This is a genomic window from Dokdonella sp. (genome assembly GCF_049593775.1).
Taxonomy (GTDB): domain Bacteria; phylum Pseudomonadota; class Gammaproteobacteria; order Xanthomonadales; family Rhodanobacteraceae; genus Dokdonella.
The window spans coordinates 1-26037 of the sequence record NZ_JBAWHJ010000187.1; the positions used below are offsets into that span (position 1 = coordinate 1).

Below are 26037 nucleotides of genomic sequence, written 5' to 3' on the forward strand. Positions count from 1 at the left end.
GGAACGATCGGCGTATCCGGATGGTTGGCGTGCACGGCCTTGCTGACGGCTGACTGGATGTCCTCGCGCAGCGGAGAGGCCACGGCATCGAGAGTGCGCTCGGCAATCTCCACATCGACCTTGTTGCCGACCACGCGCTGCAACTCGGCCTTGACCACCTCAATCGTCGTGCCTGGGAAAATCCGGCAATTGACCAGCGCGGTGGCCGACTGTGGCAAGGCATTCTCTGCGTGCCCGCCATTGAGCATGGTCGCGATGCAAGTGGTCCGGGTGCGCCCGACATAGGACGGCTGCGTCGCCAGCACCTCAGCGGCTTCTGTATCTTTCGGGTTGGCCGCGAACCGGGTCATGGCCTCGCCAAGTGGACCTGGCGTATTTGCGCCGGACGCGGCCAGACTGGCCAGGGTCCATTCATTGGATTGCACCGGAAAGCGGAATGCCTGCACAGCCTTGAGCGCATCGGCAAGATCGTAGATTGCATTCTCGACTCGCGGCTCGGAACTGTGGCCGCCCGGATTGTGTGCCGTGATCGAATAGGTCGCCGATGTCTTCTCGGCGCCCTGCAAGTAGTAGACCTTCGCCTTGCCGGTGTCTTCGGCGAGTACGCCGCCGCCACCGTCACCGTTGAGCGCGAACTCCGCATCGACCAGGTCACGATGGTTCTCGACGAGATCGGCGGTGGTGAGCTGGTGTGACTCCTCGTCACCGGTGAAGGCAATGATCAGGTCCCGGTTTGGCACGAAGCCTTCGCGCTTCAGGCGCAGGAAGGTAGCCACGATGAGGGAAACATCAGCCTTGATGTCCGACGTGCCACGGCCAAAGAAGTAGCCGTTCTCCTCGATCAGGGTGAATGGATCACGCTCCCAGTCGGCCGGATTGGCCGTTACAACATCCATGTGCGCGAGCAGGACAATTGGCTTGCCGCCACTGCCGTCACCCCGATAGCGCGCGACCAGCGATGCCGTCTCGCCGACCGGAAGAATCTTGATATCTTCGGCCGGGATGCCACCTGCCTCCAGCTTCTTCGCCAGATACGCCGCATAGGCCGGCACCTGTCCCAGCCCTTCGGAAGTCTTGAACGCGATCGATTTTTCGAACACGTCGCGCGCTTCCGCACGCGTGGCGGGATCGGCAGGAGCCGCACCGGCTTCCACGGCAAGGCCTGCAAGAATCAGAATGGAGATCAGTATTTTCATGCGGCGCGCGCTCCGTGACCGGCAATCCGGAACCGCCAATATATACCCGGTCAATCAGCGCATGCCGTCGAAACCATCGGCAAACAGGATCGGCTGCTCCTTGAATCCGGCCTGCAACGGCCAACCGGAATTGCCAGCGACTGCGCTTCGGTAGGCGCCGACGTCAAACTGCGGTGTGCGCGGCACGGCATTGAAATCATCCTGTGCAAGAGTTGCTGCGTTCGCAGTTGCAACCAGCAAGCCCGCCGTTGGCACCAGGTCCATGGGTGGTGCACCGGTGTAGTTGGCCGACGCAAAATCGGTCGTGATGTTTCCGCTGGCATTGAAGCCGCTGCCGACGCCATCCAGCGATCCGGTGCCGACATTGGCCGACATCGTCACCAGGCTGGTCGTGCCATCTGCATAGACGGCGCGGCCACTCTGGGCGTATAGCGCATTGTTGGCGATCAGCACGCTGCCGGTGATGTCGTTGATGTGCAGCGCATCGCCGCTGGCCTTGAGCACGGTGTTGTTGATGATGCTCAAATTGCCCACGCTGCCTCCCTGCGAGCCGTGGATACCGATGCCATGTGCCACCGCACTCAAGACAATGTTGTTGCGCACGATGGCGTCGGCGGTGACCTGGATGCCGTTGTCACCACTGGCCCAGACAACATTGCGCTCGATCAGATTCGGCGCGCCATTGCCGTTGGTGTGGTACAGCGTGATTCCCGGATATCGGGTGTCGTGGATGACATTGTCGCGCACGATGTTGGCGTAGCTGCCGGCCTTGATCTCGATGCCATCGCCTTGCGTGACCCCCGCGCCATTGAGGTGATGGATGTAGTTGTTCGCGATCAGGGAATCGTGGATGCGGCAATCGTCGTTGTTGCATCCCAGATAGAACCCCTCGGCAGTGCCACCAGCATGGTCGATCTCGTTGTGCACAAAGGTCAGGCGCGCATACACGCTACCAACATCGTTGGCGCTGATGGCATTGGCCGCCGTGTGATGTACGTGGCAGTTCTGGATCGTGATGTCCGAGGACGCTGTCAGGCGAATGCCACGCGAACCGCCCGTGAACTCGATGCCATCAATGACCAGATGCGACGAGTTGCGGATATTGACGATGTTCTGGCTAGCGTTGACATAGGAGATCACTGGATTCTCGCCGACTGCCGCACGGATCGTGATCGGCGCCTGGACCGTACCGTTGAGGGTCAACTCGAAATAGCTCGATAGCGGATAGCTGCCGCCATGCAGGATCAGCGTATCGCCCGCAACCAGGTTCTGCATGGCGCTGCGGTAGTTGTCGGCCGGTGTGATTTCGATGATCGCGGCGCTGGCCATTCTGCCGAAAAGCAGCAGGAGCAGCACAAGCGCGCATCCCGACGACGAAGGTTTCACCAAGTGACTCCTGATCCATGGGTACGTTTCTACGGAGGCTCGCACTGACAGATATTCTTGCCCTGGCGAGGGCGACATTCCGTGCGCCTGTTCGCGACGCATCAACCTGTTGCGCGGCAGGCCATGGCGTTCCCGCTCGACACCGAGCCTTCCAGCAGGAAGGCCAGAGCGGCGGCGCAGCCCTGCACGACCTTCAACGAAAGCAGTTCGTCCGCCCGCGTTCGACCGAGATTGACTGCAGCAATCGGCTTGCCCTGGGCCGCGGCCATGCGGGCAAACCGGAAGCCCGAATAGACCATGAGGGATGAGCCAACCACGAGCATCGCGTCTGCCTGCTCAAGGTGAGCGACCGCAGTTTCTACACGCTCGCGCGGAACGTTCTCGCCAAAGAACACCACATCGGGTTTCAGCATGCCGCCGCAGTGTGTGCAGCCAGGCACATCGAATCCGGAAAAATCCGCGAGATCCAGATCAGCATCACCATCGGGGGCCGGTCGCGACTCGACACTTCCCCAGTCCGGGTTGCGTGCGAGCAATTCCTGCTGCAGCCATTCGCGCTCGCTGCGTGCCTCGCAGTCCATGCAGCGCACCACATCCATGCGTCCATGCAGGTCGATCACGTTGCGGCTGCCCGACAACTGGTGCAGGCGATCCACGTTCTGGGTCAGCAGGACTTGCTGCTGTCCGCGACGCTCCAGTTGGACCAGGGCATGGTGGACCTTGTTCGGTTGCGCTCGACCGAAACGGTTCCAGCCGAGCATGCTGCGCGCCCAGTAGCGGCGGCGCGTGGCCTCGTCGCTGACAAAGGCTTGCAATGTGACCGGTGGCGTACGTTTCCAGTCGCCCTCGGCATCGCGGTAATCGGGGATTCCGGAATCGGTGCTGCATCCGGCGCCGGTCAGGATAAAAAGGCGATCGTGCCGGGCAATGAACTCCGCTAGCGTGTGCATCGGCACAGCATACCGCCGACGGCAGCACTGGCGTCGATGGGTGGCGGACTACTATTCGACCTGCGGATCAGGCCCGACGACGCGCCGGCTCGATTTCCACGACCGGATCCACTGCTGCCGGCTGCCGGGCTGAACGTGCGTCCTCTTCGTCCATCGCATCGAGTACGGCGTCGACCGTGGTCGGCCCGCCTCCGAACAGACGAATCGCGGTGCGTGCCACCTGACGTGTGTCGTACCAGGCGTAAGCACCCACGCCGACGGCGCCGATCAACGGCAACCAGCGCGAGATGCCGCCGCCGACCAGGCGCTTGGTGACGCGAAAGCCGATTGCCTGGGCGACACGCTCGATCACGCGAATTGGCACATCCTGCGAGATCAACCGACCTCCAACCTGAACCACAAGGTCACGTACGGCCTGCGCAGCGGCATGGCGGAACAGGCAGTACATCATCTGTTCGCGATTCAGGCGCGCATTTACGCCGTAGGCGCCCGAAAGATCGGCGACCAGCTGCGCCTGGATACGCCAGATCGCGATCAGCTCGGGAATGATGGTCAGCCAGCCCAGCGGTCCCGGCGGCAATGCCAGGGTGCCAGCCGCAAGCGCCGCCTTGTTGGAGGCAGCCGAGGTCAGGGCGCGTACGCGGGCATCGGTATTACTGTCGCGCGTTTCGCTGGTCTTGGGCACGTTGGAGAGCAGGTCCAGCAGGTGCCGGCTTATCCGACTGGCTAACGCTGACTCCGACTCGGGCGCATTGCGGCGCGCTGGAATGTATTCGGACTTCTTGTTCATCGGGTTTTGCCGTGCTGGTGGCGTACGGGTACAGGTTTGCATGCAAGCCTGACGCCAAGTTCCTGTTTTCGGGAGTGCAGGATCTTAGCGACGCGCGCCTGAAGCCCCATCAACTGGAGCAAAGACTCAGCGGGTCATCAGCCGGGTGATGAAGTCGGCCAGCCTGGTGTAGGGCGGTCGCAGCAGGGACAGCGACGACCAGCGCGCCTGGAACATCACGGGCATTTGCTTGGAAAAGGTCAGGAACCCGGCGTGGCCGTGGTAGTGCCCCATTCCAGAGGCGCCCACGCCCCCGAACGGCAGCTCGCTCTGGGCGATGTGGATGACACAGTCATTGACGGTGACACCGCCAGCCAGGGTGGATCGCAGGACCTGCCGGATGCGTCGGCGGTCGCGGTCGAAATGATAGAAGGCCAGCGGGCGCGGTCGGCTGCTGACGAATTCCAGCGCCTCTTCAATGCGTTCATAGCCGATCACCGGCAGGATCGGGCCAAAGATCTCCTCCTGCATTACACGCAGGCCATGTCCGGGATCCAGGATGACCGTGGGCGCGAAAATGCGTCGCTCGGTGTCATGGGCGGACGTATCAGGCAATACCTCGATGCGCGTTCCGGCTTCGCGCGCCTCCTCCACCAGGGCCTGCAGGCGCTGGTAGTGGCTGTCATTGACGATGCTGGTGTAGTCGGGCGTGTCCCTGAGCTGGGGATAGTGGCGTGCCACATAGGCGCGCAATTCACCCACAAACGCCTCGCGCTGGTCGTTCGGAACGAACACGTAATCGGGCGCGATGCAGGTTTGCCCGGCGTTGAGGAATTTTCCGGCTGCAATGCGTTGTGCTGCGGTTTCAACCGGATAGCCCGGCGCCACGATGGCAGGTGATTTGCCCCCCAGCTCCAGAGTGACCGGCGTGAGGTTGGGTGCGGCGGCGGCCATGACCTTGCGCCCCACGGCTGTCGAGCCGGTGAAAAACAGATGGTCGAACGGCAAGCCGGCGAATTGCGCGGCCACATCGGCATCACCGAGGACGGTGGACACACGCTCCTCGGGAAACACTTCAGCCAGCAATTCGGCCAACAGGGCCGATGTGCGCGGCGTGTGCTCGGACGGCTTGAGCATCACGTGATTGCCGGCGGCTATCGCCGACACCAGCGGAATCAGGGCCAGGTTGACCGGGTAGTTCCAGGGCGAAATGATGCCGACGACGCCTAGCGGACGGTACTGGACCTCCGTGCGCGCCGGCCAGAACATCGCATCGGCGAGGCGGTGGCGCGGACGCGACCAGCGCGTCAGATGCTTGCGCATGTGGTCGATCTCATGGAGGACCGTCATGCCGTCGGTGAGCAGGCTCTCGTGATGCGAGCGGCGGCCGAAGTCCGCACTCATCGCAGCCGAAAGCTCATCAAAACGGCGACGCAAGGCTTCGCGAAGACGGCCAAGATCGCGCAGTCTTTGCGCCGGGCTGGGCTCGTTCGCCCGCCAGGCAGCTCGTTGGCGCTCAAGCAGCGCGTTCAGGTCCGTCGGTTCACCGTTTTGCATGGCCTCAGTCTAACGCCCAAATGTCCATGCGCGTCACAACCCTGGCCGGAAAAGCTTCGGCGCGCGGCGCGAAACGCAGGTATGGCGGCCGCGCATGTCGCCGCCCGCCGTGCGCTCGGGGCGAAACCCTGCCCGGATTGCATGCTAAGTTTCCGGCTTCCTCCAAGCAGCCCGTTCACATGAGCATTCGCAGTTATCAAGGCATCTCGCCCCAGATCGGTCCCGGCGTCTATATCGATCCCGATGCCGTGGTCATTGGGCAAGTCGAATTCGGCGAGGACGCATCGATCTGGCCCTGCGCCGTGGCGCGTGGCGACGTGAACACGATCAGGATCGGGGCGCGCAGCAATATCCAGGATGGCGCGGTATTGCATGTGACTCATGACGGCCCCTACACGCCAGGTGGCGTGCCATTGCTGATCGGCACCGATGTCACCGTGGGGCATGGCGCAATCGTGCACGCCTGCAGCATCGGCGACGCCTGCCTGATTGGCATGAATGCGACCGTTCTCGATGGGGCGCATGTCGGCAAGCACTGCATGCTGGGTGCCGGCGCCATGCTGAGCCCTGGCAAGGTGATGGGCGAAGGCGAACTCTGGCTGGGCAACCCGGCGCGTTTCGTGCGCAAGTTGAGCGACGGGGAGATCGAGAAGCTCTACTACTCGGCGCAAAACTACGTGCGCCTGAAGAACGAGTATCTCTCTGCCTGAGCGAGGACCGTTGATCTTGCCGCGACCCGGGAAAAGAATCTCAGACGGTTGCGGGAGACGGGCTCGTCAGTTGTTCAAGCTGATCGAGATAGTGCATGGCTTCGCTGGCATCGCTGCCACACATCGCCGGCTCGGGACGCAATTGCCGACAGACGGCAGGGCGCTCGGGATGGCCAAACAAGGCGCAGGCATTCGCGGGCGTGAGTTGCACGCAGCGTACCCCTGCCGGCTTGCCGTTGGGCATGCCAGGGATCGCTGTTGTTATGGATGGCGCTATGCAACACGCGCCACAGCCGCTCCTGCAATCCATCAACGAGCTGAAAGCGTCATGCCATCAGTCCTCGGCGTCGCCGGGCAGATAGGCTCGCAATTCGGCGTATACGGCATCGGCATCCGGTCGTCGGCCATGCCAGACCTCGAAAGCCTCGGCGGCCTGTTCGACCAGCATGCCCAATCCGTCGATGGCGTGATTGGCACCAGCGCTGCGTGCCCAGGCCAGGAAGCCGAATGATGCATGGCCATAGGAAAGGTCGTAGCAGATTGCACGCGGAGCAAGCAGGGATGGCGGCAAGGCCAGGGACATCCTGCAATGACCGGCCGAAGTTGCATTGATGATGAGATCGAACGCACCCCACTGACCCAGGTCGTTCCAGTAGCGTGTGTGCACGACTTCCGGTTTTCCGATTGAATCAGCCAGTGCGTCGGCACGCTCGGGCGTTCGATTGGCAATGGTCAATTCCGAAATGCCGGCATCAAGCAGGGCGAACGCAACAGCCCGCGCAGCACCACCGGCGCCCAGCAGCAAGGTGCGTCGGCCACGCACATACAGGCCGTGGCGGCCTGTGATGTCGCGGACCAGGCCCACGCCATCCGTGCTTTCGCCATGCCAGCCTTCGCCGCGCCGGACTAGCGTGTTGACGCTGTCGGCCTGGCGAGCGCGTTCGCTTACCGAAAGACAAAGGCGCGCGGCGATCTGCTTCAGCGGGTGAGTGACATTGGCGCCGAGACCACCTCGATCAGCGAATGCGGCAAGTGCACCCACGAAGCCTTCTGCCGAGGATTCGATGGCCCGGTATTCGAGTGCGATGGAAAGATCGCGAGCAAAGGCTGCGTGAATTCGCGGTGAAAGCGAGTGCGAGATCGGTTGGCCGAACACGGCGAACTGTCCGGGGCCATCGCCCTGGTGGTGCGTCGAAACGGATTCTTCTTCGATCATCTGCATGGCCTGACTCCGATTGTAGTCGGGCCAGTGGCCCGCTCTCGCTGCACACGTCCTGTGGGAGAGTCCCCGATCAGCAGCCCCGGCTGCCGATGTCCAGACTACTGCGTCCGCGCCTAATCTGCACGCAACCAGCGCGCCGCATCAAGAGCGAAGTAGGTCAGGATCGCGTCCGCGCCCGCACGCTTCATCGCGACCAGTGATTCAAGCACGACGCTGCGCTCGTCCAGCCAGCCGTTCTGTGAGGCAGCCTTGAGCATCGCGTACTCGCCACTGACCTGATAGACGAAGGTCGGCATGCCGAAATGGTCCTTGACCCTTCGCACGACATCCAGATACGGCAAGCCGGGCTTGACCATGACCATGTCGGCACCCTCGCCTATATCCAGTTCGACTTCGCGCAGGGCTTCATCGCTGTTGCCGATATCCATCTGGTAGGTGTGCTTGTCACCCTTGCCGAGATTGCCCGACGACCCAACCGCATCGCGAAATGGGCCATAGAATGCGGATGCATATTTGGCCGAGTAGGAAAGAATGCGCGTATTGACCAGCCCGGCATCCTCCAAAGCTTCGCGAATCGCACCGATGCGTCCGTCCATCATGTCCGAGGGTGCCAGAATGTCGAATCCGGCTTCGGCCTGGGCCAGAGACATGCGCACCAGGGCTGCGAGGGTGGTGTCATTGACCACGTACCCGTCCGCATCGATGAGTCCATCCTGGCCATGCGTGGTGTAGGGGTCCAGGGCGACGTCACCAATCAGGCCGAGCCCGGGATGACGTGCCTTTAGCGCACGCGCTGCACGCTGGAACAGTGCCTGCGGGTTCCAGGCCTCACTGGCATCCTCGCTCTTGAGTGACACATCCACCGAGGGAAACAGGGCCAGGGCCGGAATGCCGAGCGCCACGCACTCGTCGGCCAGTGTCAGCAGGTGATCTAGCGACAGGCGCTCTACACCGGGCATCGACGGTACGGCTTCTCGCCGGTCGCTGCCATCGATGACAAAGGCAACCATGATCAGGTCGCTGACATCGAGTCGGGTCTCGCGCATCAGCGCGCGGGAAAACGGATCGCGTCGCATCCGACGAAGACGGGTGTGTGGGTAGGTCATGGGCTGCTCACAGGTTGCTTTGGCCCCAGTGTAATGAATATGGCTGGATGCCGAACCCGTACACGGCTTTCCGGCTGCACGAACACGGGTGGCACCGACGCACCATCCTGAACGGATTGACGGCGGTCTTGCATTGCGAAACGCGTGCTGGTCTTATGGAAGCGCATGCGCAGGGGGAGGATGGGAGCGCAGGCGACACGATGAACGGGCGGCGGAGTTGCATTGTCGTCATGAGCGGTGCCTGCCGGAGCGAATGCATGGCGGTTCCATGCAGACTCGACAATGGCCATTGCCCATGGATCGAAACTCGATGCCAATCCCGGGATTCCCGTCGCCTGACTACCGGGTTCCAGCTACCGGGAGCGTCACGGTTCTGGTCGCGCGGGAGTAGCGGCGCGAGCTTCCGGCGCATTGTATTCAACGTACAGAAGAGGCCCCCTTGAGCGGAATCCTGCTAGTCGAGCGGTCGACCACCCTGAGCCATCTCCTGCGGCGGACCCTTGCGGCCGCCTCGTTGCCTGTGCGTGCCGAAATCGGCAACTACCTTGAAGCCCACGACCACTTGCGCCGTATCGGCAATACCAATGCCAAGGAGTTGCCCTACTCGCTGGCCATCGTCGGCGCACCGGCAAGACCGACACGCGAATACCGGGCCTTGCTCGAGTACGCGCGAAATGCGCCCGATGCGCCGGCAACATTGTTGATCGCCCACGAGGAAACCGCGGAAATCCGCGCCTGGGCCGCCGCCACGATGCGCGGCCGCTTCCTGCTCTGGTCCCAGTTCAGCCGCATCCCGTCCTGCGTGGTCGAGCTTGCTCCAGACGAGATGGGCATCGAAAGCGGCGCGCCGGAACCTGGCGAGCGCGTGCGCATCCTGTTCGTGGACGACTCGAAAAGTGTCTGTCAGGCCTATAGCGACCTGCTTGATCGAAACGGCTATGCGGTCGATGTCGCTGCCTCCATTGCCGAGGCGATCGCACTGGCGAACGAAAACCCCTACGACCTGGTTGTCGTCGACTACTTCCTGCCGGACGGCAGCGGTGACGAGTTGTGCCGGCAACTGAGTGAGCGCGAAGACCCTCCGATCCTGGCCGTGATTACCGGCAGCTATCGCGAGGACATCATCCGCCGCTGCCTGCAGGCCGGCGCCAGCGAGTGCATGTTCAAGAACGAGGCGCGCGAGTTGTTCCTGGCCCGCGTGCGCACGCTGGCACGCACCATCGAAATGAAACGGTCCGCTGATGTTGATCGCGAGCAGCTCGATGGCATTCTCGGCTCGGTAGGTGACGGTGTGTTCGGCGTTGATTCCGAAGGACGCATCAGCTTCGTCAACCCGACCGGCCTGCGGCTGCTTGGCTACGGCGATGACAACGACCTGATCGGCCTGCTCGCGCAAGCCGCCGTGCATCCGCAGGAGGCCGCCCGCAGCTCTCCGCTGAGCCGCGCCTACAGTGAGGGCACTGCGGTGCATCACGTCGAGACCATGTTCCGGCGACGCGATGGCAGCGGTGTGCCGGTCGAGTACACGGTGTTGCCGCTGGCCACCAATCGAAAGGCCCAGGGGGCAGTCGTGGTATTTCGCGATATCGCTGAACGACGGACCGCCGAACGCCTGCGCTGGGAGCTCAGCCACGACCCTCTTACCGGGCTGCCGAATGCGCGGCACCTGCGCCAGCGCCTGATCGGCGAACTCGTTCGGCTGCGCGACCGCGGTGGCTACTCCGCGCTGATCCATATCGAAGTGGATCGCGACGACGAACGCTCGCCACCCCGCGGAGACGAATTGCTGCGCACGGTCGCCCATGCCCTGGCCCATCGCCTGCGTGAAGGTGATGTGCTCGCGCGTGGTGAGGGTGACAGCTTCCTGCTCCTGCTCAGCAGCGTCCAGGTCGACAACATCAAGGTGCTGGCCGAAAGCTTCGAGCAGCTTCTGGCAGAGCGCGACTACACGGTTGGCGAAGTGCAACACAAGGTGCACGCCCGCATTGGCGCGGAATTGCTGACTACGCGTACGGCAACAGCGGACGAAGCCCTCGAACGGGCCCGCGCGGCAGCCGGAACCAGTCCTGCCGCGGCCGAACGGCGCGAACCATCAGGTGCGCCGGTCGCCAAGCAGGTGCCGGCAGCGGTCAGCGCGCCGAGCGAACGCCTGCGCCTGGCGCTTGAGCAGGCTCGCTTCGTCATTCTAGTGCAGCCGGTCGTGGCAACCGCCAGCCTGTCTTCCGAAGCAAATGCGTCGGACGAAGGCGCTGGCTGGCAACTCGGGCGCAACAAGGAAGATCCACTGTTCGCCGTTCAACTGCGCATGGTCGGCAAGGATGGCCAACTGATCCTGCCCCGCGCGTTCATTCCCCTGGCCGAACGTGTCGGCATGGTCCAGCGCATCGACTTGTGGGTGATCAATGGCCTGCTCATGCACCTGGCCAACGAACGCGCCCGACATGCGCCGGTCGGCATGATCGCGCGCCTGTCGCCGGCCACCGTAGCCGATCCGGAATCACTGGCCGCTATTGAAAAGTCGATTGTCTCCACGGGCGTGCCAGCCGAACGCCTGATTCTCGAAATCAGTGATAGCCCGGAGCTGGCCAACCTGCCTGCAGCGCTGCACTTCATTGCACGCCTGCGCGCGATTGGTTGCCGTTTCGTGCTCAATGGCACCGATGCCGAAACGGGCCTGTTGCCGTTCCTGCATTCGCAACGGCGGCCGGGTGATTTCGTGCGCATCGAGCGCAGCGTCGTGCAGCGCGTCGCCACCGACAGCGGCGATCTGCACCTGGTCAAGTCGATAACCGGGTTGGCCCGATCACTGGAAATGCGCGTGATCGCCGGCGAAGTCGACAGCGAAGAAACCTTGCAGGCCCTGTGCAATGCCGGTGTCGATTACCTCCAGGGCAAGCGTCTCGGTGAAGCACGCCTGCTCAAGCGCGTCGATTTCGACAAGCTGATGGCGCTCAACTGAGATTTCCCTGACCAGCATCTCGGCGGAGTCGATTCACGATCAGCGTGATCAGAATCGTTGCGTCATTTCTCCATGCAAGCGTTCGTGCTGGGTATCAATGAGGCGCGAGGCGTACTGGTATCCGCTTTCGACTGCATATTCATAGGCCTTCCAGTTGAGCAGGCCGATCTCGCGCACGGGTGGCTCGAACAGCAGGCTGGCTAGCTGGCGGCGCTCGTCGCTGGCCATCTCGGCGTTGACCATGCCCGAGCGGATCAGCACATCGAATATGCCGGGTCGCTGGCCGCGTCCGAATTCGAACAGCAGTTTCCAGATCGGTGGCGTGTAGAACTCTTCGATGGTCGTGTGCAGTGCGTCATCGGCACCGATGTCGACAGCGGCGATCGTGCCGGGCTGCGAGGCGTGCATGATGTCGGTGGGCAGGTTGTTTATGACGGCGCCGTCGACGTAGACCTGGCCATGGTGGCAAACCGGCGGCAACACGCCCGGTATCGCACTTGAAGCGCGCAGCCAGAGCCAGAGCGGTCCGTCGCGATGCGTCACCAGTTGTCCCGTGCTGAGATTGGACGAGCAGCAAAAATACGGTAGCGGCATGTCGGTGACATCACGTGCGCCGTATTGCTCGCGCAGCAGGCGTGACACGCGGCGTCCGCGCGTCAGCGCAACCAGCGGCAAGGTGTAGTCCGTAAGTGGCCGACCGACCACGAAACTCTGCCGGAAATTCTCGAACATCTCCTCATCGGACCATTCCAGCGCAACGCCTGCGCCAATGATCGCACCGATGCTGGTGCCGCCGACGCAATCGATCTCCATGCCGGCTTCGCGCAAGGCTCGCACGATACCGATCTGGGTAAAGCCGCGCGCGCCCCCGCCGGAGAGGACCAGGTTGATGCTGCGGCCGGTCAACAAGCGGGCGATGCGACGAACATCATGCGCGTCACGCACATGATGGTGTGGAATGCCCGGTGTCTTGTCGAGCCAGCGCCGTGCTGCGCCATCGATGAGCGTTGCGGGGTGGAGCAGGATCAGGTGGCGTGGCCTGGACAACGCAGTAGATGCGTCCGCACATGCGCTGGCCGGCCACGCTTGTGGCGAATCGGCAGCGTTGGCGAGCAGCAGCAGGCAATCCGCCTGGCGTACGCACAAGGCCTGCCAGTTGTCGTCGGCATCGGCGACATAGACGACGAATCGCGTGCGAGATTCAATCTCGTTGAACCAGCTGCTCAGATGCCCACGGCCCGTCTGTCCGTCGATCACCGTGCAGGTGCCGAAGGCGCCGAGCATCTTGACGAACTCGTCGGCAAAGCCATGCACATCAACCCCGGCATCATGTCGCAATACGGCGAACGTGCGCGGTACCGAGCTGACGCCCTCTTCATCGGCGCTCGAATGGCGGCGCACGGCAATCCGCGCCATCGCCAGCATCGCTTTCGGATGATGATTGACCAGTCGCTCGAAATCTTCGCGTGACAGGCGCAACAGCTCCGAATCCCGCAATGCACGCACGCTGGCGCTGCGCGGCATGTCTACGATAAGTCCGACTTCGCCCACCGTTTCGCCCGCGGCAACGACACCGATCAGGCGGGGCTGGCCGTTGGCATCGTTGCGGAACGCGCCAACGCTGCCGCTTTTAAGCACGAAGAATGCGTCACTGGCATCCCCCTGCTCGAACAGGGAGGCGCCGCCAGGCAGGGCAAACCAGGTCAGTTCGCGACCGAGCTCGGCCAGGGCGGCGTCGTCCAGATGCCGGAAAAGAGGCAACGCACGCAGGATCTCGAGGGTGTCGCGGCCAGTTTCGCTTTCCATGATGTCCACATCGAAAGTGTCGATGCGCTTGATTTTGCGCCATCCACGCTCCAAGTTCACGGATCGACCACGAGAATGCCCATGACCAATCCATTGCTGGAAAATTCGCCGCTGCCCCATTTCTCCGCGATCAGGCCCGAACACATCGAGCCCGCCATCGACACGATCCTCGCCGACTACCAGTCCGGCATTGACGCCATGCTCTCCAATGACGAGGCGCGCACGTTCGCCAATGTCATGCAGCGATGTGAAGCGCTGGACGATCGCCTTTCGCGAGCCTGGTCGCCGGTCAGCCATCTGCACGGCGTGAAGGATTCCGAGGCTTTGCGCGAAGCCTATTCGGCTGCACAGGACAAGATCGTTGCGTTCCAGACTGCACTCGGCCAGAACCGCGAACTGTATGCGGCGGTCAAATCCGTCAGCGAGTCGAAGGAATTTGCCACGCTGCCGCGTCCCGCCCGCACCCTGGTCGAGCACGATCTGCGCGATTTCGAGTTGGCCGGAGTCGCACTGGAGGAGCCGGCGCGATCGCGCTTTCGCGATATCTCCAGTGAGCTGGCAAAGCTCTCGACCGAGTTCGAAGAAGCCGTCCTCGATGCCACCGATGCGTGGACGGAGCACCTCACCGATGAAGCCGACCTGACAGGCATCCCCGAATCGGGTCGTGCAGTGCTGCGCGCGTATGCGAAGGAAAAGGATCTCGATGGCTGGCTGGTTACCCTCAAGCAACCCAGCGTGCAGGCTGTGCTGACCTATGCCGATGACCGCGAACTGCGCGCACGCGTCTATCGCGCCTACGGCACCCGGGCCTCCGATCAGTCCGACCAGGGCCGCTTCGACAACACGCCGCGCATCGAAAGGATCCTGGCCTTGCGTCACGAGTCCGCGCAACTGCTCGGCTTCGCCAATACGGCCGACGAATCCCTGGCGACAAAGATGGCACCTTCAGCGGAGGGCGTGATCGAGTTCTTGCGTGACCTGGTTGCCAAGGCGCGACCGATGGCTGAAGCCGACCTTGCCGAGTTGCGCGAGTTTTCGCGCACGCAGCTCGGCATCGATGACCTGCAACCCTGGGATGCCGGCTACGCCGCGGAGAAGTTGCGCGAAAGGAAATACGCGCTGAATGAAGAGGAGCTCAAGCCCTACTTCCCGTTGCCGGCGGTCCTCGACGGTCTGTTCGCCGTGATCAATCGTGTTCTTGGCGTCAGCGTGCGCGAGCGCGCGAACGTCGAGGTCTGGCACGAGGATGCGCGCTATTTCGACCTGCTCGACGCCAGTGGGAAGGTTTTTGCTGGCGCCTACATTGACCTGTATGCGCGCACCGGCAAGCGCGGCGGCGCATGGATGGACGTATGTACTTCACGAATCCGCAGCGAGGATGCACTGCAGTTGCCCGTTGCCTACCTGGTCTGCAATTTCGCGCCGCCCACGCCGGATCGTCCTTCGCTGTTGACTCATGACGACGTCATCACCCTGTTCCACGAGTTCGGCCACGGCCTGCATCACATGCTGACTGAAGTCGATTATTCAGGTGTATCCGGCATCAGCGGTGTCGAATGGGACGCCGTCGAGCTGCCGAGTCAGTTCATGGAGAATTTCGCCTGGAAGCGCGAGGGCCTTGATCTGATCGCACGACATTGGCAGACCGGCGAGCGCCTGCCTGATGCGCTGTTCGAGCGTATGCAGCGGGCACGCAATTTCCAGTCCGGCCTGTTTCTCGTGCGCCAGCTCGAGTTCGGCCTGTTCGATTTCCGCCTGCATCGCGAGTTTGATCCGGCACGGGGTGCACGCACCCTGGAACTGCTGGAGGAGGTGCGTCGCGAGGTCTCGGTGTTGGCACCGCCGGAGTGGCATCGCTTTCCGCATGCCTTCACGCATATCTTTGCAGGAGGTTATGGCGCCGGCTACTACAGCTATCTTTGGGCTGAAGTGCTTTCGGCTGATGCCTTCGAACGTTTTGAACAGGAGGGCGTCTTCAACCGCGAAGTTGGCGAAGCGTGGCGCAAGGCCGTGCTCGCCGTTGGCGGGTCACGTCCGGCACTGGAATCCTTTGTCGAATTCCGCGGCCGCGAGCCAACGCCGGATGCGCTGCTGCGCAGTTACGGTGTTGCCGCCTGAGTTCCATGCCAGTGGCGCAGCGACCTCGCTCGCCACTGCAGCCGGACGAGGATCCCTGCGCCGAGGCTGCGAAATCGATGATGCACGGATCCGGCTAGCGGATCGGGCCGTCCCTGGCCCGTGCATCCTGTCTGGTTATTGAGCCGCTACATCCACTTCAAGGACTCCGACAGCGGCCACGCAGCCCCCGTCGAATCCGCTGCTGAAGACCGGGTCGTTGGCTGCCAGATTGCGCAGGGTGAACTCGACCGGCGCAGCCAGCGAGTATCTGAGCTGGGCACCAACGGTGTAGACGCCCTCGATTCCGTTCGCAACCGCTTCGACCCAGGCCAGGCCATCCGGGTCGGTCGTGATCTGCAGATTTGTTCCGCTCGCCGCGCCGCGGATCAGCGTGGCCGAAGCGCCGGAAGTTGGTGCCACGAAATCCACGGTCAGTCCGCTCACCGGAGTGCCACTGCCATCTGTGACTTCGAGCATCAGCACGCAGTCGAACGGCATTCCTATCGCCGAATTCTGATTCGGCTCGCTGACCCCGCCGGGACCTATTGACGGATCCAGCAAGTTGGTCAGGTTGAAAGAGCCCACTGTTCCAAGCCCGGCCAGGCTGACCGAAACTGCGTACTCGCCGGCGATTCCATTGGCCGTTGCGTTGGTGCTCAGGAAACCATCCGTGCCGCTGCTGACAACCACCGGGCTGAGCACGGCGCTCGCGCCCGCTCCGGGTGCGGTAAAGGTAGCCGCTACGCCGCTGACCGCATTGCCGAACGCATCCTGCACCTGCAAGCCAAGCGGACTGGAAAATGCCGTGCTGGTGACCGCTCCCTGGCCCGATCCACTCAGGTTGCCGATCGCGGCAGCCGGTCCGGGCAAATTGGTCAGCTCGAAGCTGGTGTTCGGGGTGATGCCCGGGATACTGACTTCAACATCGTAGGTTCCCGCGATCGTGTTCGCGGTTGCCGTTACCGATACGTTGCCGTTGGCGTCGGTGGTTGCCGGGTTCGGACTGAAGCTCGAGCTCGCGCCACTTGTCGGCGGTATGAAGGTCACTTCCACACCACTGACCGGATTGCCGAACTGATCGACCACCTGGAATACGATCGGGCTGCCGAAACCTTCGCCAGGGCCTGCACTCTGCCCACCGCCAGTGATGGGGCCAATGCTGGCTGGTGCGCCGGCAAGATTGGTGAGGTCCAGTACGACGGGCGTAGGCCCACCGCTGACCGTTGCCGTGATCTGATAGGCGCCGGCCACTGTGTTGGCTGTCGTCACGACCTGGGCAATACCGTTGGCGTCGGTGACTGCCGGGTTCGGCACGACGGTTGCGCTGGCACCCGTTGCAGGCACATCGAAACTGACACTGACACCGGGGATCGGATCGCCAAGCGCATCTTTGACGCTGATTCCGATGCTCGGGCTGACCACCTGGGAAACCACCGCCGAATAGGGACCGGGATTGGCAGGAACAATCGAGTTCGGGACTTGGGTGAGCAGATAGGTGTCCAAACCTACATTGTCAAAACCAATCGTGGAGAACAGGTTCGCCGTGACCAATCCGGTGGGTTCGCCAAACAGGTGCACGAAAATGGTTCCACTGACGCTGGCACCGGTCTGGTATTCGAGACTGACTCGATAGGTAGTGCCACTGAGCAAGCTTATCGTGGCGGATCCAGCCGTACTGCTGGCGAGTCGCGACGCCTTGCTGTTGCCGGTTGCCAGCGCGATGCCAGCGTTGCCACTGGTCAGCACATTTACCGCGAGTACCGCCCCGACATCAATGTCCGCTTGCAGTGCGTAGCGCCGGTTGGGTTGCCAGGCGATGCCGGTGTCCTGGCGTATGCGGCCTTCGTTGTTGAAGATTCCGCCCACGCTGACGCCAAGCAGGCCACCGATTTGCGCTCGTCCACTGCCGATGGACAGCGTGGGTGGTGCGAGCAGCGTGGCAATACCGGAGTACGTTCCACTCCAGGGTCCGCTACCAATCTGTGCTGCGCCGCTTCCTCCGGCAACGCCACCGCCGATCGATCCCTCGTTGTTGGAATCGGAAAAATCGCCATTCGGGACGTTGACCGACGCAGCAGGTTGAACCGCAGCGCTGGCCATTCCGACGACCGCTACTCCCATGCCCACCGCCACCATCATGAGCAGGTTTCTGAGTCGAATCCGCGGGGAGTCAATGCTTGATCGAGACCTTGGCGATGCAGCCGTATTTTTGGTTGATGGTGCTTTCGCGTTCATGTGAAATTCCCTCTCGCTGTACGCCAGCCCCGACAAGCCCGGAAAAGGACTGGCAAGTGACGGGTGCGATCGGAAAAGTCCCCAGATCACCAAACCAGACCCATCCGGGGTCCGGTGTTGGCAGTCCTCTCCCGAAGCATCGTTCTTCCGGGCAGTAATTTCTGATGCGTGAATCGTGCCAGCAAAAAAATGGCGGTCCCGATTCCTGTATCTGTTTGTACATGCTTCAGATGGAGAAAAGTCGTTCCTTGTGGACTCGTCATACTTCTTTGCAATCTTCATGTGGCCGTAGCGAAATCTGTTCTCGCCTTGCAGGGCACTTTCGATGTTCCATTTCGTGATGAGGGTCGCACTACTGAGTCTGCACAACGCGAGCATCACCCTCCCCTGCGAGCTGTCGCGAATAGTTTCAGTAGCAACATTGGCCGAATCCGACGCGATGCGTCATCGTCAGAACCCAGTCCCATCCAGAAGGTGGAAGTGCGCTCCAAACACACTGCCTTGACCGACCGGTTCATCTAGATAACGATGCAGCCTGTGCAGAGCGCCCTATCCGACCAGCAGTCTCCTGTCCTCCACAGTGAGCGTCTTGACCTGCGCGAGCTCGGCCTGGATGACGCGGACTTCATGCTTGAACTCCTCAACGACGAGGACTTCGTGCGCAATATCGGCGACCGCGGAGTCAGGACGCTCGATGATGCGCGCCAGTACATCGCGGCAGGCTCGATGCCAAGTTACCGCCAGCATGGCTTTGGATTCTGGTGCGTAGTGCATCGCGACACTTACCAGCGAATTGGCATTTGCGGGCTGGCGCGGCGCGAGGAACTGGATGCAGTGGACATTGGCTATGCGTTCCTGCCTGCCTGGCGTGGCAAGGGCTTTGCGCTTGAAGCCGCGAGTACGGTCATGGATGCCGCACGTCAGCGCTTTTGCCTGCGCCGAATCGTTGCGATCACCTCACTGGACAATCCCGCTTCGGCCCGCCTGCTGGAACGCATTGGCCTGACATTCGAGCGACGTATCCAGATGGATGACGAAGATCTGCGCCTGTTCGCCTGGAACGCACCGACCTGAGTGTCTGGACAGACCGGCTCGTCGAAACGAAACTGCGCGGTCTACCTTCGAATTCCTGGAGACTCTGCGTGCCGATCCTCGGTGTTGGCCTACACGTCATCATTGCCATCCTGTTTGCCGTGCATGCACTGCGTACCGGTCAGGAGCGCTACTGGTTGCTCGTGCTTTTCCTGGCACCGCTTTTCGGCAGCCTGATCTACGCGTTGGTGGTGTTCATCCCTGATGTCAGCCGCTCGCACGGCGGTCGCAAGGTTGCGCGCGGCCTGCGCGAGACGCTGAATCCTGGTCGCGAGCTGCGTGAAGCGCGAATCGAACTTGAGCGCACTCCGACAGTCGCCAACCGCGAACGCCTGGCCGATGCGCTGCAGGCAGAAGAGCGGCATGCCGATGCCATCCAGGCCTATCGTGAGGCCCTGACTGGCCTGAACAGTGACGATGCCGACCTTCAGGTCAAGCTGGCTCGTGCCCTGCTCGACGACGGCCAAGCCGCCGAAGCCCGTGAACTGCTTGATGCGCTGCAGGCCAAACAACCTGATTTCAAGTCATCCGACGGGCGCCTTGTTCACGCGCGAGCCGTGGCTGCAGCGGGCGATCGCGGTCGGGCACAGCGGGAATTCGATTCCCTGTTGGGCAGTTTTGCCGGTATCGAGGCTCGCGCCCGCTATGTCGACATCCTCAACGAGTGGGGTGAGCATGAGGCGGCGGCGAAGCTGGTTGCGGAGTCCCTGGAGCATGTCCAGCGCATGCCGCCGGGGTCGCGAAAACTGAACAAGCCCTGGATTCGCCAGCTCAAACGGGCCCGAACGACATCGGCCGGATAGCCGGAAACGCAGTACCGGCAACGAAACCCCGTTTATTTTCGGATGTTTTGGAGCGAAATCGGGGCGCGGGACCGCGATCGGACAGGTTCAGCAGGAAAGGCTCGCGTCGGCAGCCGGGGGAGGGCCGCCAGGATGCGTCAGCCCAGCGCCGGACACGATCACCCCGCCTCCTTGGCACAGGTGCAGTGACCGTCATTCTTTGCGCTCCAGCGGCATCCCTGCCACGCGGTCGGGTAGAGTAGGCATATGTATCTTGAGTATTACGGCCTTCGCGAGGCCCCGTTTTCGATAACACCGGATCCTCGCTACGTTTTCCTGTCCGAAAGGCACCGGGATGCGCTCGCACACCTGCTCTACGGAGTCGGCAAGGGCGGCAGCGGTGGATTCGTCCAGCTGACCGGCGAAGTGGGCACGGGCAAGACGACCCTGAGCCGCCTGCTACTCGAACAATTGCCAGACAACACCCAGGTGGCCTTGCTGCTCAACCCGAAGCTGTCGCCGGTCGAAATGATCGAGACCGTCTGTGAAGAGCTGAAGCTCGACATCGCCGGCAAGCGTGGCAGCCTCAAGGGTCTTACCGACACTCTCAATACCTATCTGCTTGATGCCTACGCACAGGGCCTGCGCATTGTCCTGATCGTGGACGAGGCTCAAAACCTTTCACTGGATGCGCTTGAGCAGATCCGCCTGCTGACCAATCTGGAAACGCCGACGCAGAAATTGCTCCAGATCATCCTGCTTGGTCAGCCGGAATTGCGCGACATGCTGATGCGTCCCGAGTTGCGCCAGTTGGCCCAGCGCATCACCGCGCGCTATCACCTCACACCGCTTGATGCCGCTGAAACCGAAGCCTATGTGAAGCATCGCATGGCCGTAGCCGGTTGCCAGCGTGCACCGTTCTCCCGACTCGGAATGCGCGCCCTGTACCAACGCTCCAGCGGCATTCCGCGCCTGATCAATGTCATTGCGGATCGAGCCCTGATGGCCGGCTATGCCCGCGAACAACAAAGTATCGGCGAACGTCTTGTCGATCGGTCTGCAGATGAAACCCTGCCCGGTCACGCACGCTACTGGGTGCGCCGCTATGCGCGCTGGGTCGTGGCTGCCCTGCTTTTGCTCGCGCTGATCGGCACCGGCCTGTGGATGCAACAGCGGGATTCGCAACAGGCTGTCGAGGTTGAACCGCCGCCGGCCAGCATCCCTGCGCCCGTGGAAGATGGTGCCGCAACGCTCGCTGCACGCCTTGCCGAAGCGCCGGAGACTGAGCTATCGGCCGCCACCACGCTTCTGTCACGCTGGCAGGTGGGTTCCAGCGAAGCCTCGGTTCGCGCCGCAACACGCTGCCCATCGATCATTGCCGCCGGATTGCACTGTCTGCGTGGACGCGGAACCCTGGAGCAGGTAGTGCGCTTCGATCGACCGGTAATCCTGATACTCGACGATGCCGGCAAACCTGCCTACGCCTTGCTGCTCGGTGCGGGTGCCGGGCGTGTCCGCGTCGACCTCGCCGGTGACAATATTGAACTTCCGCGCGAGGCGCTGGGTCGATTCTGGTCTGGTGACTTCATTGCCATCTGGCGTGTTCCGACTGCCATCAACGGTCCACTACGAGTGGGCGATGCCGGTCCGGCCGTGGCCTGGGCCAAGCAGAGCTTGAGCCAGCTGGATGGTGGCGCTGATGGTGAAAGCGGTCCGGCGTATTTCGATACCGACATGGAAGAGCGCGTGCGCAAGCTGCAGCTCGCCTACGGAATCCAGGCTGATGGCATCATCGGCCCGGAAACCCTGTTTGCTTTGTCCGCACTGGACGAAACAGGCCCCCACCTGATCCGAAACATCAAATAGACGCCGCCTGCACCATGTCGCTGATCCTTGAAGCACTGAAAAAATCCGAGCGCCAGCGCCACCTGGGCGAATCGCCTTCACTGGGTTCACCGGTCATGGCCGTGAGCCGGCGTCGCAGCATGCTGCCGGCGTTGATCATCCTGATCCTGCTAGGCCTGATTGCCCTGTGGTGGTTCAAGCGCGACACCGATGGCCCGGTCGTGCCGGCACAAGCGCCCCCGGTGGCCGCCACGGCACCTGCTCCTGTTGCGACGGACTCAACCACGTTCAACGACGCACCGATCACCTCGGCCACACCGCCCGCCGACACCCGCAGAGAGGTTGCGCAAAGCACGGCGGCCTCGCGCCAGCCTCGCAGCAAGGTGCCACCCGACGCGACCAGTGGCCTCGCTCCTGACCTGCGCGAGAAGGTCAAATCAGGTGAAGTGGTGGTCCCGAATACGCAACTTCTAAAACCGGGCCAGCCAGCCACCATCGACGAACCCGCCCAGGCGGCAGCCGCTGCCGGTGCCGATGATGCGCAAGCCGAACAGAACGCTGCCGCAGCGGCCATGGCGCAAGCTGCGGCTGCAGGCAAGACCAATCCCGACAAGCTCGAGAGTGTTGCCGATACAGCGGCAACACCGGCTGCTGCCGTTTCTGCACCTGCACCTGTACCTGCAGCACCTGCACCCGCACCTGCACCTGCAGCACAGTCGACTGCAACGACAGCGCCCGCCGTCGCCCCGGCTTCCGATATCCAGCTGATCTGGGAGCTGCCGTACGCAACCCGACGCGAGATTCCCGAGATCAGGTTGACCATGCACGTCTACGCCGACCAGCCAGCGCAGCGTTTCGTCATCATCAATGATGACCGCCAGGTGGAAGGAGACGCGGTCGGCGACCTCAAGCTGATCGAGATACGTCGTGATGGCGTCGTCTTCGACTTCGAGGGCCAGCGCTTCCTGTATCCGCGCGGCGGCCGCTGAGGCGGATCCGGGACGCATGTTCGTTCAGCTGGAAAGTCGCCGCCGCGCCCGGCCTCCATGGGCGACCATCCTGCTTGTGGCCGCTTGCGTGGTCATGTTCCTGTGGATTGCTTCCGAGCCTGCGGAAGGGCGCGGAAGATTGCTGACGGTGTGGGGCACGGTGCCTACGACCCTGCTGGATACCCAGGTCCCCTGGCTTACCCAGCTCACGGAATTGCGCTTTGCGCGTCTGGTCACGGCATTGTTCATCCACGCTGACTGGATCCACCTGACCACCAACCTGCTCTTCCTCGTGATTTTTGGCGTGCCGGCCGAGCGTGCGCTGGGTGCCGGACGGTTCCTTCTGTTGTTCATCCTCGGCGGCGCGCTGGCCAATTTCGCCGGCGCATTGACCCTGGCCGCAACCAACTCGCCAATCATCGGCTCCAGCGGCGCGGTCTCCAGCGTGGTCGGCGCCTATCTCGCCCTGTATCCGCGAGCCCGACTGGGGCTGGTACTGCCGCTTGGATTCTTCCTCGAGTTCGTGCGTGTGCCGGCTTCCCTTCTGATCGGATTCTGGGCCTTGCTGCAGGTCCTGTTCACCTTTGTCGGCCCCGCTTTTGGTGCTGTTGCGTGGTGGACACATATCGCCGGCTTCTTCCTTGGCATCGTGCTTGCCCTGCTCTGGAAGCCCGGCATAGCCCGGCGCGCCCGCGCGTAGCCCGCTTGGCCCGCGTAGCGAAACCACGTTCATCGATAGCGCAGGTGCGTTGTCCGAATTCGTCGATTGCATCCACGCCCACTACACTGCAGCCATGAGCCAGGATCCACCTCCCTCCGACCCGCCCCGCCGCCAGGCTGCGCCCAGGAAAACCACCACGGCGTCGGCGGAAAAGCCGGCAGCACGCAAGACAGCGGCGCGAAAGTCGGCCAGCGCTGCCGGCAAATCCGGAGATTCGGTGCGCGTCGCGAAATCCGGTGCCGAATTGCCAGCGAAGCCATCTGCGCCTCGTCGATCGGCAGGCCCGGCAGCAGCTTCAATACCGGCCAGCAGCAATGCGACTCGCCCAAGTGCGGCGTCGGCGACCCGAAAGCCCGCCGGCTCCGATCATCCACCACTTGCCAGTTCTGCTTCTGCGAGCAACTCCAGTCAGCCAGCTTCTCCGCCGCCCTGGGCCGCCGAGCCCATTCCGGAGCCCAGGCCTGAGCCGACCGCAAGAAAAAAGAAGGGCGACAAAGTGGCCGCGGCCTCCGGCCGGGCTCATCCCGCCGATGCGTCTACGCGCTCGATGCGCGTGATCGAACTGCTGATTCGTGGCATCAAGGAACCCTGGCGCAGTCGCATTCGCGAGTACCTGATCCTGATGCGCATGGATCGCCCCGTCGGTGCGCTGCTGCTGCTGTGGCCGACCTGGTGGGGATTGTGGTTCGCGGCCAATGATTTCCCGCCGATCGGAACGCTGTTGATCTTCACGCTTGGCGTTTTCGTGATGCGTGCGGCAGGTTGTGTCATCAACGACTACGCCGATCACGGCTGGCTGGATGCCCATGTCGAACGCACGCGCGAACGGCCGATGGCGGCTGGCCGGGTTTCCAGGCGCGAGGCGATTCTGTTGTTTGCCGGCTTGCTCGCATTCGCCTTCATGCTGGTGTTGTTCACCAACGCGCTCACCATCCAGTTGTCCTTCGTCGGCGCTGCAATTGCCGCGGTCTATCCATTCAGCAAGCGCTACACCCATCTCGCCCAGGTCGTGCTTGGTGCGGCCTTTGGCTGGTCGATACCGATGGCCTTTGCTGCCGTGACCGGCGAAGTGCCGGCCCTGGCCTGGCTGCTGTTCCTCGCCAACGTACTGTTCTCGACCTATTACGACACGGAATACGCGATGGTCGACCGCGCCGATGACATTCGCGTGGGCGCCAAATCGACGGCCATCCTGTTCGGTGACGCCGACGTGCCGATCATCGGCATCCTCATGGGCACCTTCCTGTTCGCAATGCTCCTCGCTGGCACCCGGGCTGAGCTGATCTGGCCCTTCTTCGCAAGCCTTGCCGTGGCTGCCGGCCTGCTTGGTCGGCAACTATGGCTGATTCGCAATCGCGAGCGCGGAGCCTGCCTTGCCGCGTTCCGCAACAACAACTGGGTCGGTTGCGTGCTGTGGATCGGACTCTTGCTGGCGTTGGCGATTCGCTGAGCGAAGAATCCGGAAACGCAAGGCAGCCTCGGTGAAGATCGACTAGCCGCGACGGATATCCAGTCGCCGATAAAGCTGCGCAAAGCACGATGCGGTCAATCAGCGAACTGCCGTCGTCTTGTCCACGGCTCAAGTCACCAGCGGCAGAACACGCAGGGGTTCCCGGATCAGCGTCTGTCGTAGGCGCGCCCGGAGCCCGTCCGCAGGCTCTGCTCGCCGATCAGGCGGTGCTTGCCAGCTTGAGCCCGACGATTCCAGCGATCACAAGCACCAGACTGGCCAGCTTCAAAGGCGTTGCTGCCTCCTGAAACAGGACGATCCCCGCAACAGCGGTACCTACCGCCCCGATACCCACCCAGACGGCATACGCAGTACCCAGCGGAAGCGTGCGCAGGGCGATACTGAGAAGCCAGAAGCTGATGGCCATCGCACCAAGGGTGATAAGCGATGGCCCGGGTCGCGTAAAGCCTTCGGTGTACTTCAGGCCGATGGCCCAGACGACTTCAAACAGACCGGCAACAATGAGCAACAACCAGTTCATGACAGGACTCCATGCAGTGCAGGGCCGTCCCTACCGGTGGAATTGAACATCAAGGTCGTCCCTGATGCTTTGCTGCGCAGGCGATCATTCTTGCCGGCCTGATGGACAACGCGAATCTGTGCTGGAGGAATTGCCGAATTCGTGACTCGGCGACCGCATCGTACGCAATGCAGTCGACGATCTGCTGTGCAAACCCGACACGATGGACCAGCCGCGGCCATCTGTTGCAGATTACCGCCAGCGGAGGCTGCGAGCCTCCAGGAAGAGACTGGGGGCTTTCTCCTTCCAGTACTCGATGATCCTGGAAGCCTTGTCACCTTCGAACTCGAACACCGCCAGATGGCTTGATGCAACTCCGCTGCGGATTTCCCTGCGTTCGACCGAGATTGCGTTGTAACCCGGGATGGTTGCCGTGACGTATAGCGAGGTTCGATCGGGGCTATTCCATTCATGCGCGGCCCCGCCAGGCCGAGGCTCAGACCCGGTTGCCCGGTTATTGACCGCCTGGCGGTTCCCAAAGTTCTATCTTGTTTCCTTCGGGGTCAATGACCCAGCCAAACTTTCCGTATTCGGACTCATCGATTTTCTCGAGGACATTGCAGC

General features: G+C 62.4%; 20 protein-coding genes. 9 read left to right on the plus strand and 11 right to left on the minus strand.

Annotated features, from left to right (window positions below):
• The 5 genes from WBP53_RS06455 to WBP53_RS06475 all read right to left on the minus strand — a co-directional run.
• A partial coding sequence (locus WBP53_RS06455; RefSeq protein WP_423927104.1) for a M20/M25/M40 family metallo-hydrolase occupies positions 1–1196 on the minus strand: 1196 nt, incomplete at its 3' end.
• A 54-nt stretch (positions 1197–1250) separates the two neighbouring features.
• Positions 1251–2582 carry a right-handed parallel beta-helix repeat-containing protein gene (locus tag WBP53_RS06460; RefSeq protein ID WP_423927106.1) on the minus strand — a complete coding sequence of 444 codons (1332 nt, stop codon included), beginning with the start codon at positions 2580–2582 and terminating at the stop codon, positions 1251–1253.
• Positions 2583–2683: 101 nt separating this feature from the next.
• Positions 2684–3532: an NAD-dependent protein deacetylase gene (locus WBP53_RS06465; RefSeq protein WP_423927108.1), complete on the minus strand. Its 849-nt coding sequence runs from the start codon at positions 3530–3532 to the stop codon at positions 2684–2686.
• 67 nt (positions 3533–3599) lie between these two features.
• A complete protein-coding gene (locus WBP53_RS06470; RefSeq protein WP_423927110.1) occupies positions 3600–4322 on the minus strand; it encodes a hypothetical protein in 723 nt (240 codons plus the stop codon).
• Positions 4323–4448: 126 nt separating this feature from the next.
• On the minus strand, positions 4449–5858 hold the full coding sequence (locus WBP53_RS06475; protein ID WP_423927111.1) for a coniferyl aldehyde dehydrogenase: 1410 nt from the start codon (positions 5856–5858) through the stop codon (positions 4449–4451).
• Between the two features lie 179 nt (positions 5859–6037).
• Between WBP53_RS06475 and WBP53_RS06480 the strand changes: the two genes are divergently transcribed.
• On the plus strand, positions 6038–6568 hold the full coding sequence (locus WBP53_RS06480; protein ID WP_423927113.1) for a gamma carbonic anhydrase family protein: 531 nt from the start codon (positions 6038–6040) through the stop codon (positions 6566–6568).
• A 40-nt stretch (positions 6569–6608) separates the two neighbouring features.
• Here WBP53_RS06480 and WBP53_RS06485 read toward each other — a convergent pair whose 3' ends face one another.
• The 3 genes from WBP53_RS06485 to hemB all read right to left on the minus strand — a co-directional run bounded on the left by WBP53_RS06485 (position 6609) and on the right by hemB (position 8896).
• The gene (locus WBP53_RS06485) at positions 6609–6878 is read right to left on the minus strand and encodes a YkgJ family cysteine cluster protein (RefSeq protein ID WP_423927115.1); all 270 of its coding nucleotides are present in this window, start codon (positions 6876–6878) and stop codon (positions 6609–6611) included.
• A gap of 24 nt (positions 6879–6902) precedes the next feature.
• Positions 6903–7784 (minus strand): shikimate dehydrogenase, encoded by an 882-nt coding sequence (aroE, locus tag WBP53_RS06490; RefSeq protein WP_423927141.1) that lies wholly within the window; start codon positions 7782–7784, stop codon positions 6903–6905.
• Between the two features lie 119 nt (positions 7785–7903).
• Positions 7904–8896: a porphobilinogen synthase gene (hemB, locus tag WBP53_RS06495; protein ID WP_423927117.1), complete on the minus strand. Its 993-nt coding sequence runs from the start codon at positions 8894–8896 to the stop codon at positions 7904–7906.
• A gap of 439 nt (positions 8897–9335) precedes the next feature.
• On the opposite strand from hemB, the gene WBP53_RS06500 reads away from it, so the two are divergent.
• Positions 9336–11855 (plus strand): EAL domain-containing protein, encoded by a 2520-nt coding sequence (locus WBP53_RS06500; RefSeq protein WP_423927119.1) that lies wholly within the window; start codon positions 9336–9338, stop codon positions 11853–11855.
• Positions 11856–11903: 48 nt separating this feature from the next.
• On the opposite strand, the gene WBP53_RS06505 is transcribed toward WBP53_RS06500, so the two are convergent.
• Positions 11904–13721 (minus strand): patatin-like phospholipase family protein, encoded by a 1818-nt coding sequence (locus tag WBP53_RS06505; RefSeq protein ID WP_423927121.1) that lies wholly within the window; start codon positions 13719–13721, stop codon positions 11904–11906.
• Between the two features lie 15 nt (positions 13722–13736).
• Between WBP53_RS06505 and WBP53_RS06510 the strand changes: the two genes are divergently transcribed.
• Entirely contained in the window at positions 13737–15779 is a 2043-nt protein-coding gene (locus WBP53_RS06510; RefSeq protein WP_423927123.1) for a M3 family metallopeptidase, read from the plus strand.
• A 135-nt stretch (positions 15780–15914) separates the two neighbouring features.
• Here the strand turns inward: WBP53_RS06510 and WBP53_RS06515 are convergent, their stop codons facing one another.
• The gene (locus tag WBP53_RS06515; RefSeq protein WP_423927125.1) at positions 15915–17900 is read right to left on the minus strand and encodes an Ig-like domain-containing protein; all 1986 of its coding nucleotides are present in this window, start codon (positions 17898–17900) and stop codon (positions 15915–15917) included.
• Between the two features lie 651 nt (positions 17901–18551).
• On the opposite strand from WBP53_RS06515, the gene WBP53_RS06520 reads away from it, so the two are divergent.
• The 6 genes from WBP53_RS06520 (at position 18552) to ubiA (ending at position 24893) form a co-directional block, all read left to right on the plus strand.
• Positions 18552–19088 (plus strand): GNAT family N-acetyltransferase, encoded by a 537-nt coding sequence (locus tag WBP53_RS06520; protein ID WP_423927127.1) that lies wholly within the window; start codon positions 18552–18554, stop codon positions 19086–19088.
• Between the two features lie 68 nt (positions 19089–19156).
• Positions 19157–19909 (plus strand): tetratricopeptide repeat protein, encoded by a 753-nt coding sequence (locus WBP53_RS06525; protein WP_423927129.1) that lies wholly within the window; start codon positions 19157–19159, stop codon positions 19907–19909.
• Between the two features lie 246 nt (positions 19910–20155).
• A complete protein-coding gene (locus WBP53_RS06530; RefSeq protein ID WP_423927131.1) occupies positions 20156–21754 on the plus strand; it encodes an AAA family ATPase in 1599 nt (532 codons plus the stop codon).
• A gap of 14 nt (positions 21755–21768) precedes the next feature.
• Positions 21769–22722: a general secretion pathway protein GspB gene (locus tag WBP53_RS06535; protein ID WP_423927133.1), complete on the plus strand. Its 954-nt coding sequence runs from the start codon at positions 21769–21771 to the stop codon at positions 22720–22722.
• 16 nt (positions 22723–22738) lie between these two features.
• Positions 22739–23422, plus strand: a complete 684-nt coding sequence (locus WBP53_RS06540; RefSeq protein ID WP_423927135.1) for a rhomboid family intramembrane serine protease — start codon at positions 22739–22741, stop codon at positions 23420–23422.
• 94 nt (positions 23423–23516) lie between these two features.
• Positions 23517–24893, plus strand: coding sequence for a 4-hydroxybenzoate octaprenyltransferase (ubiA, locus tag WBP53_RS06545; RefSeq protein WP_423927137.1), 1377 nt, complete (start codon positions 23517–23519; stop codon positions 24891–24893).
• A gap of 220 nt (positions 24894–25113) precedes the next feature.
• On the opposite strand, the gene sugE is transcribed toward ubiA, so the two are convergent.
• Positions 25114–25434, minus strand: coding sequence for a quaternary ammonium compound efflux SMR transporter SugE (gene sugE / locus WBP53_RS06550; RefSeq protein ID WP_423927139.1), 321 nt, complete (start codon positions 25432–25434; stop codon positions 25114–25116).
• Positions 25435–26037 lie beyond the last annotated feature (603 nt).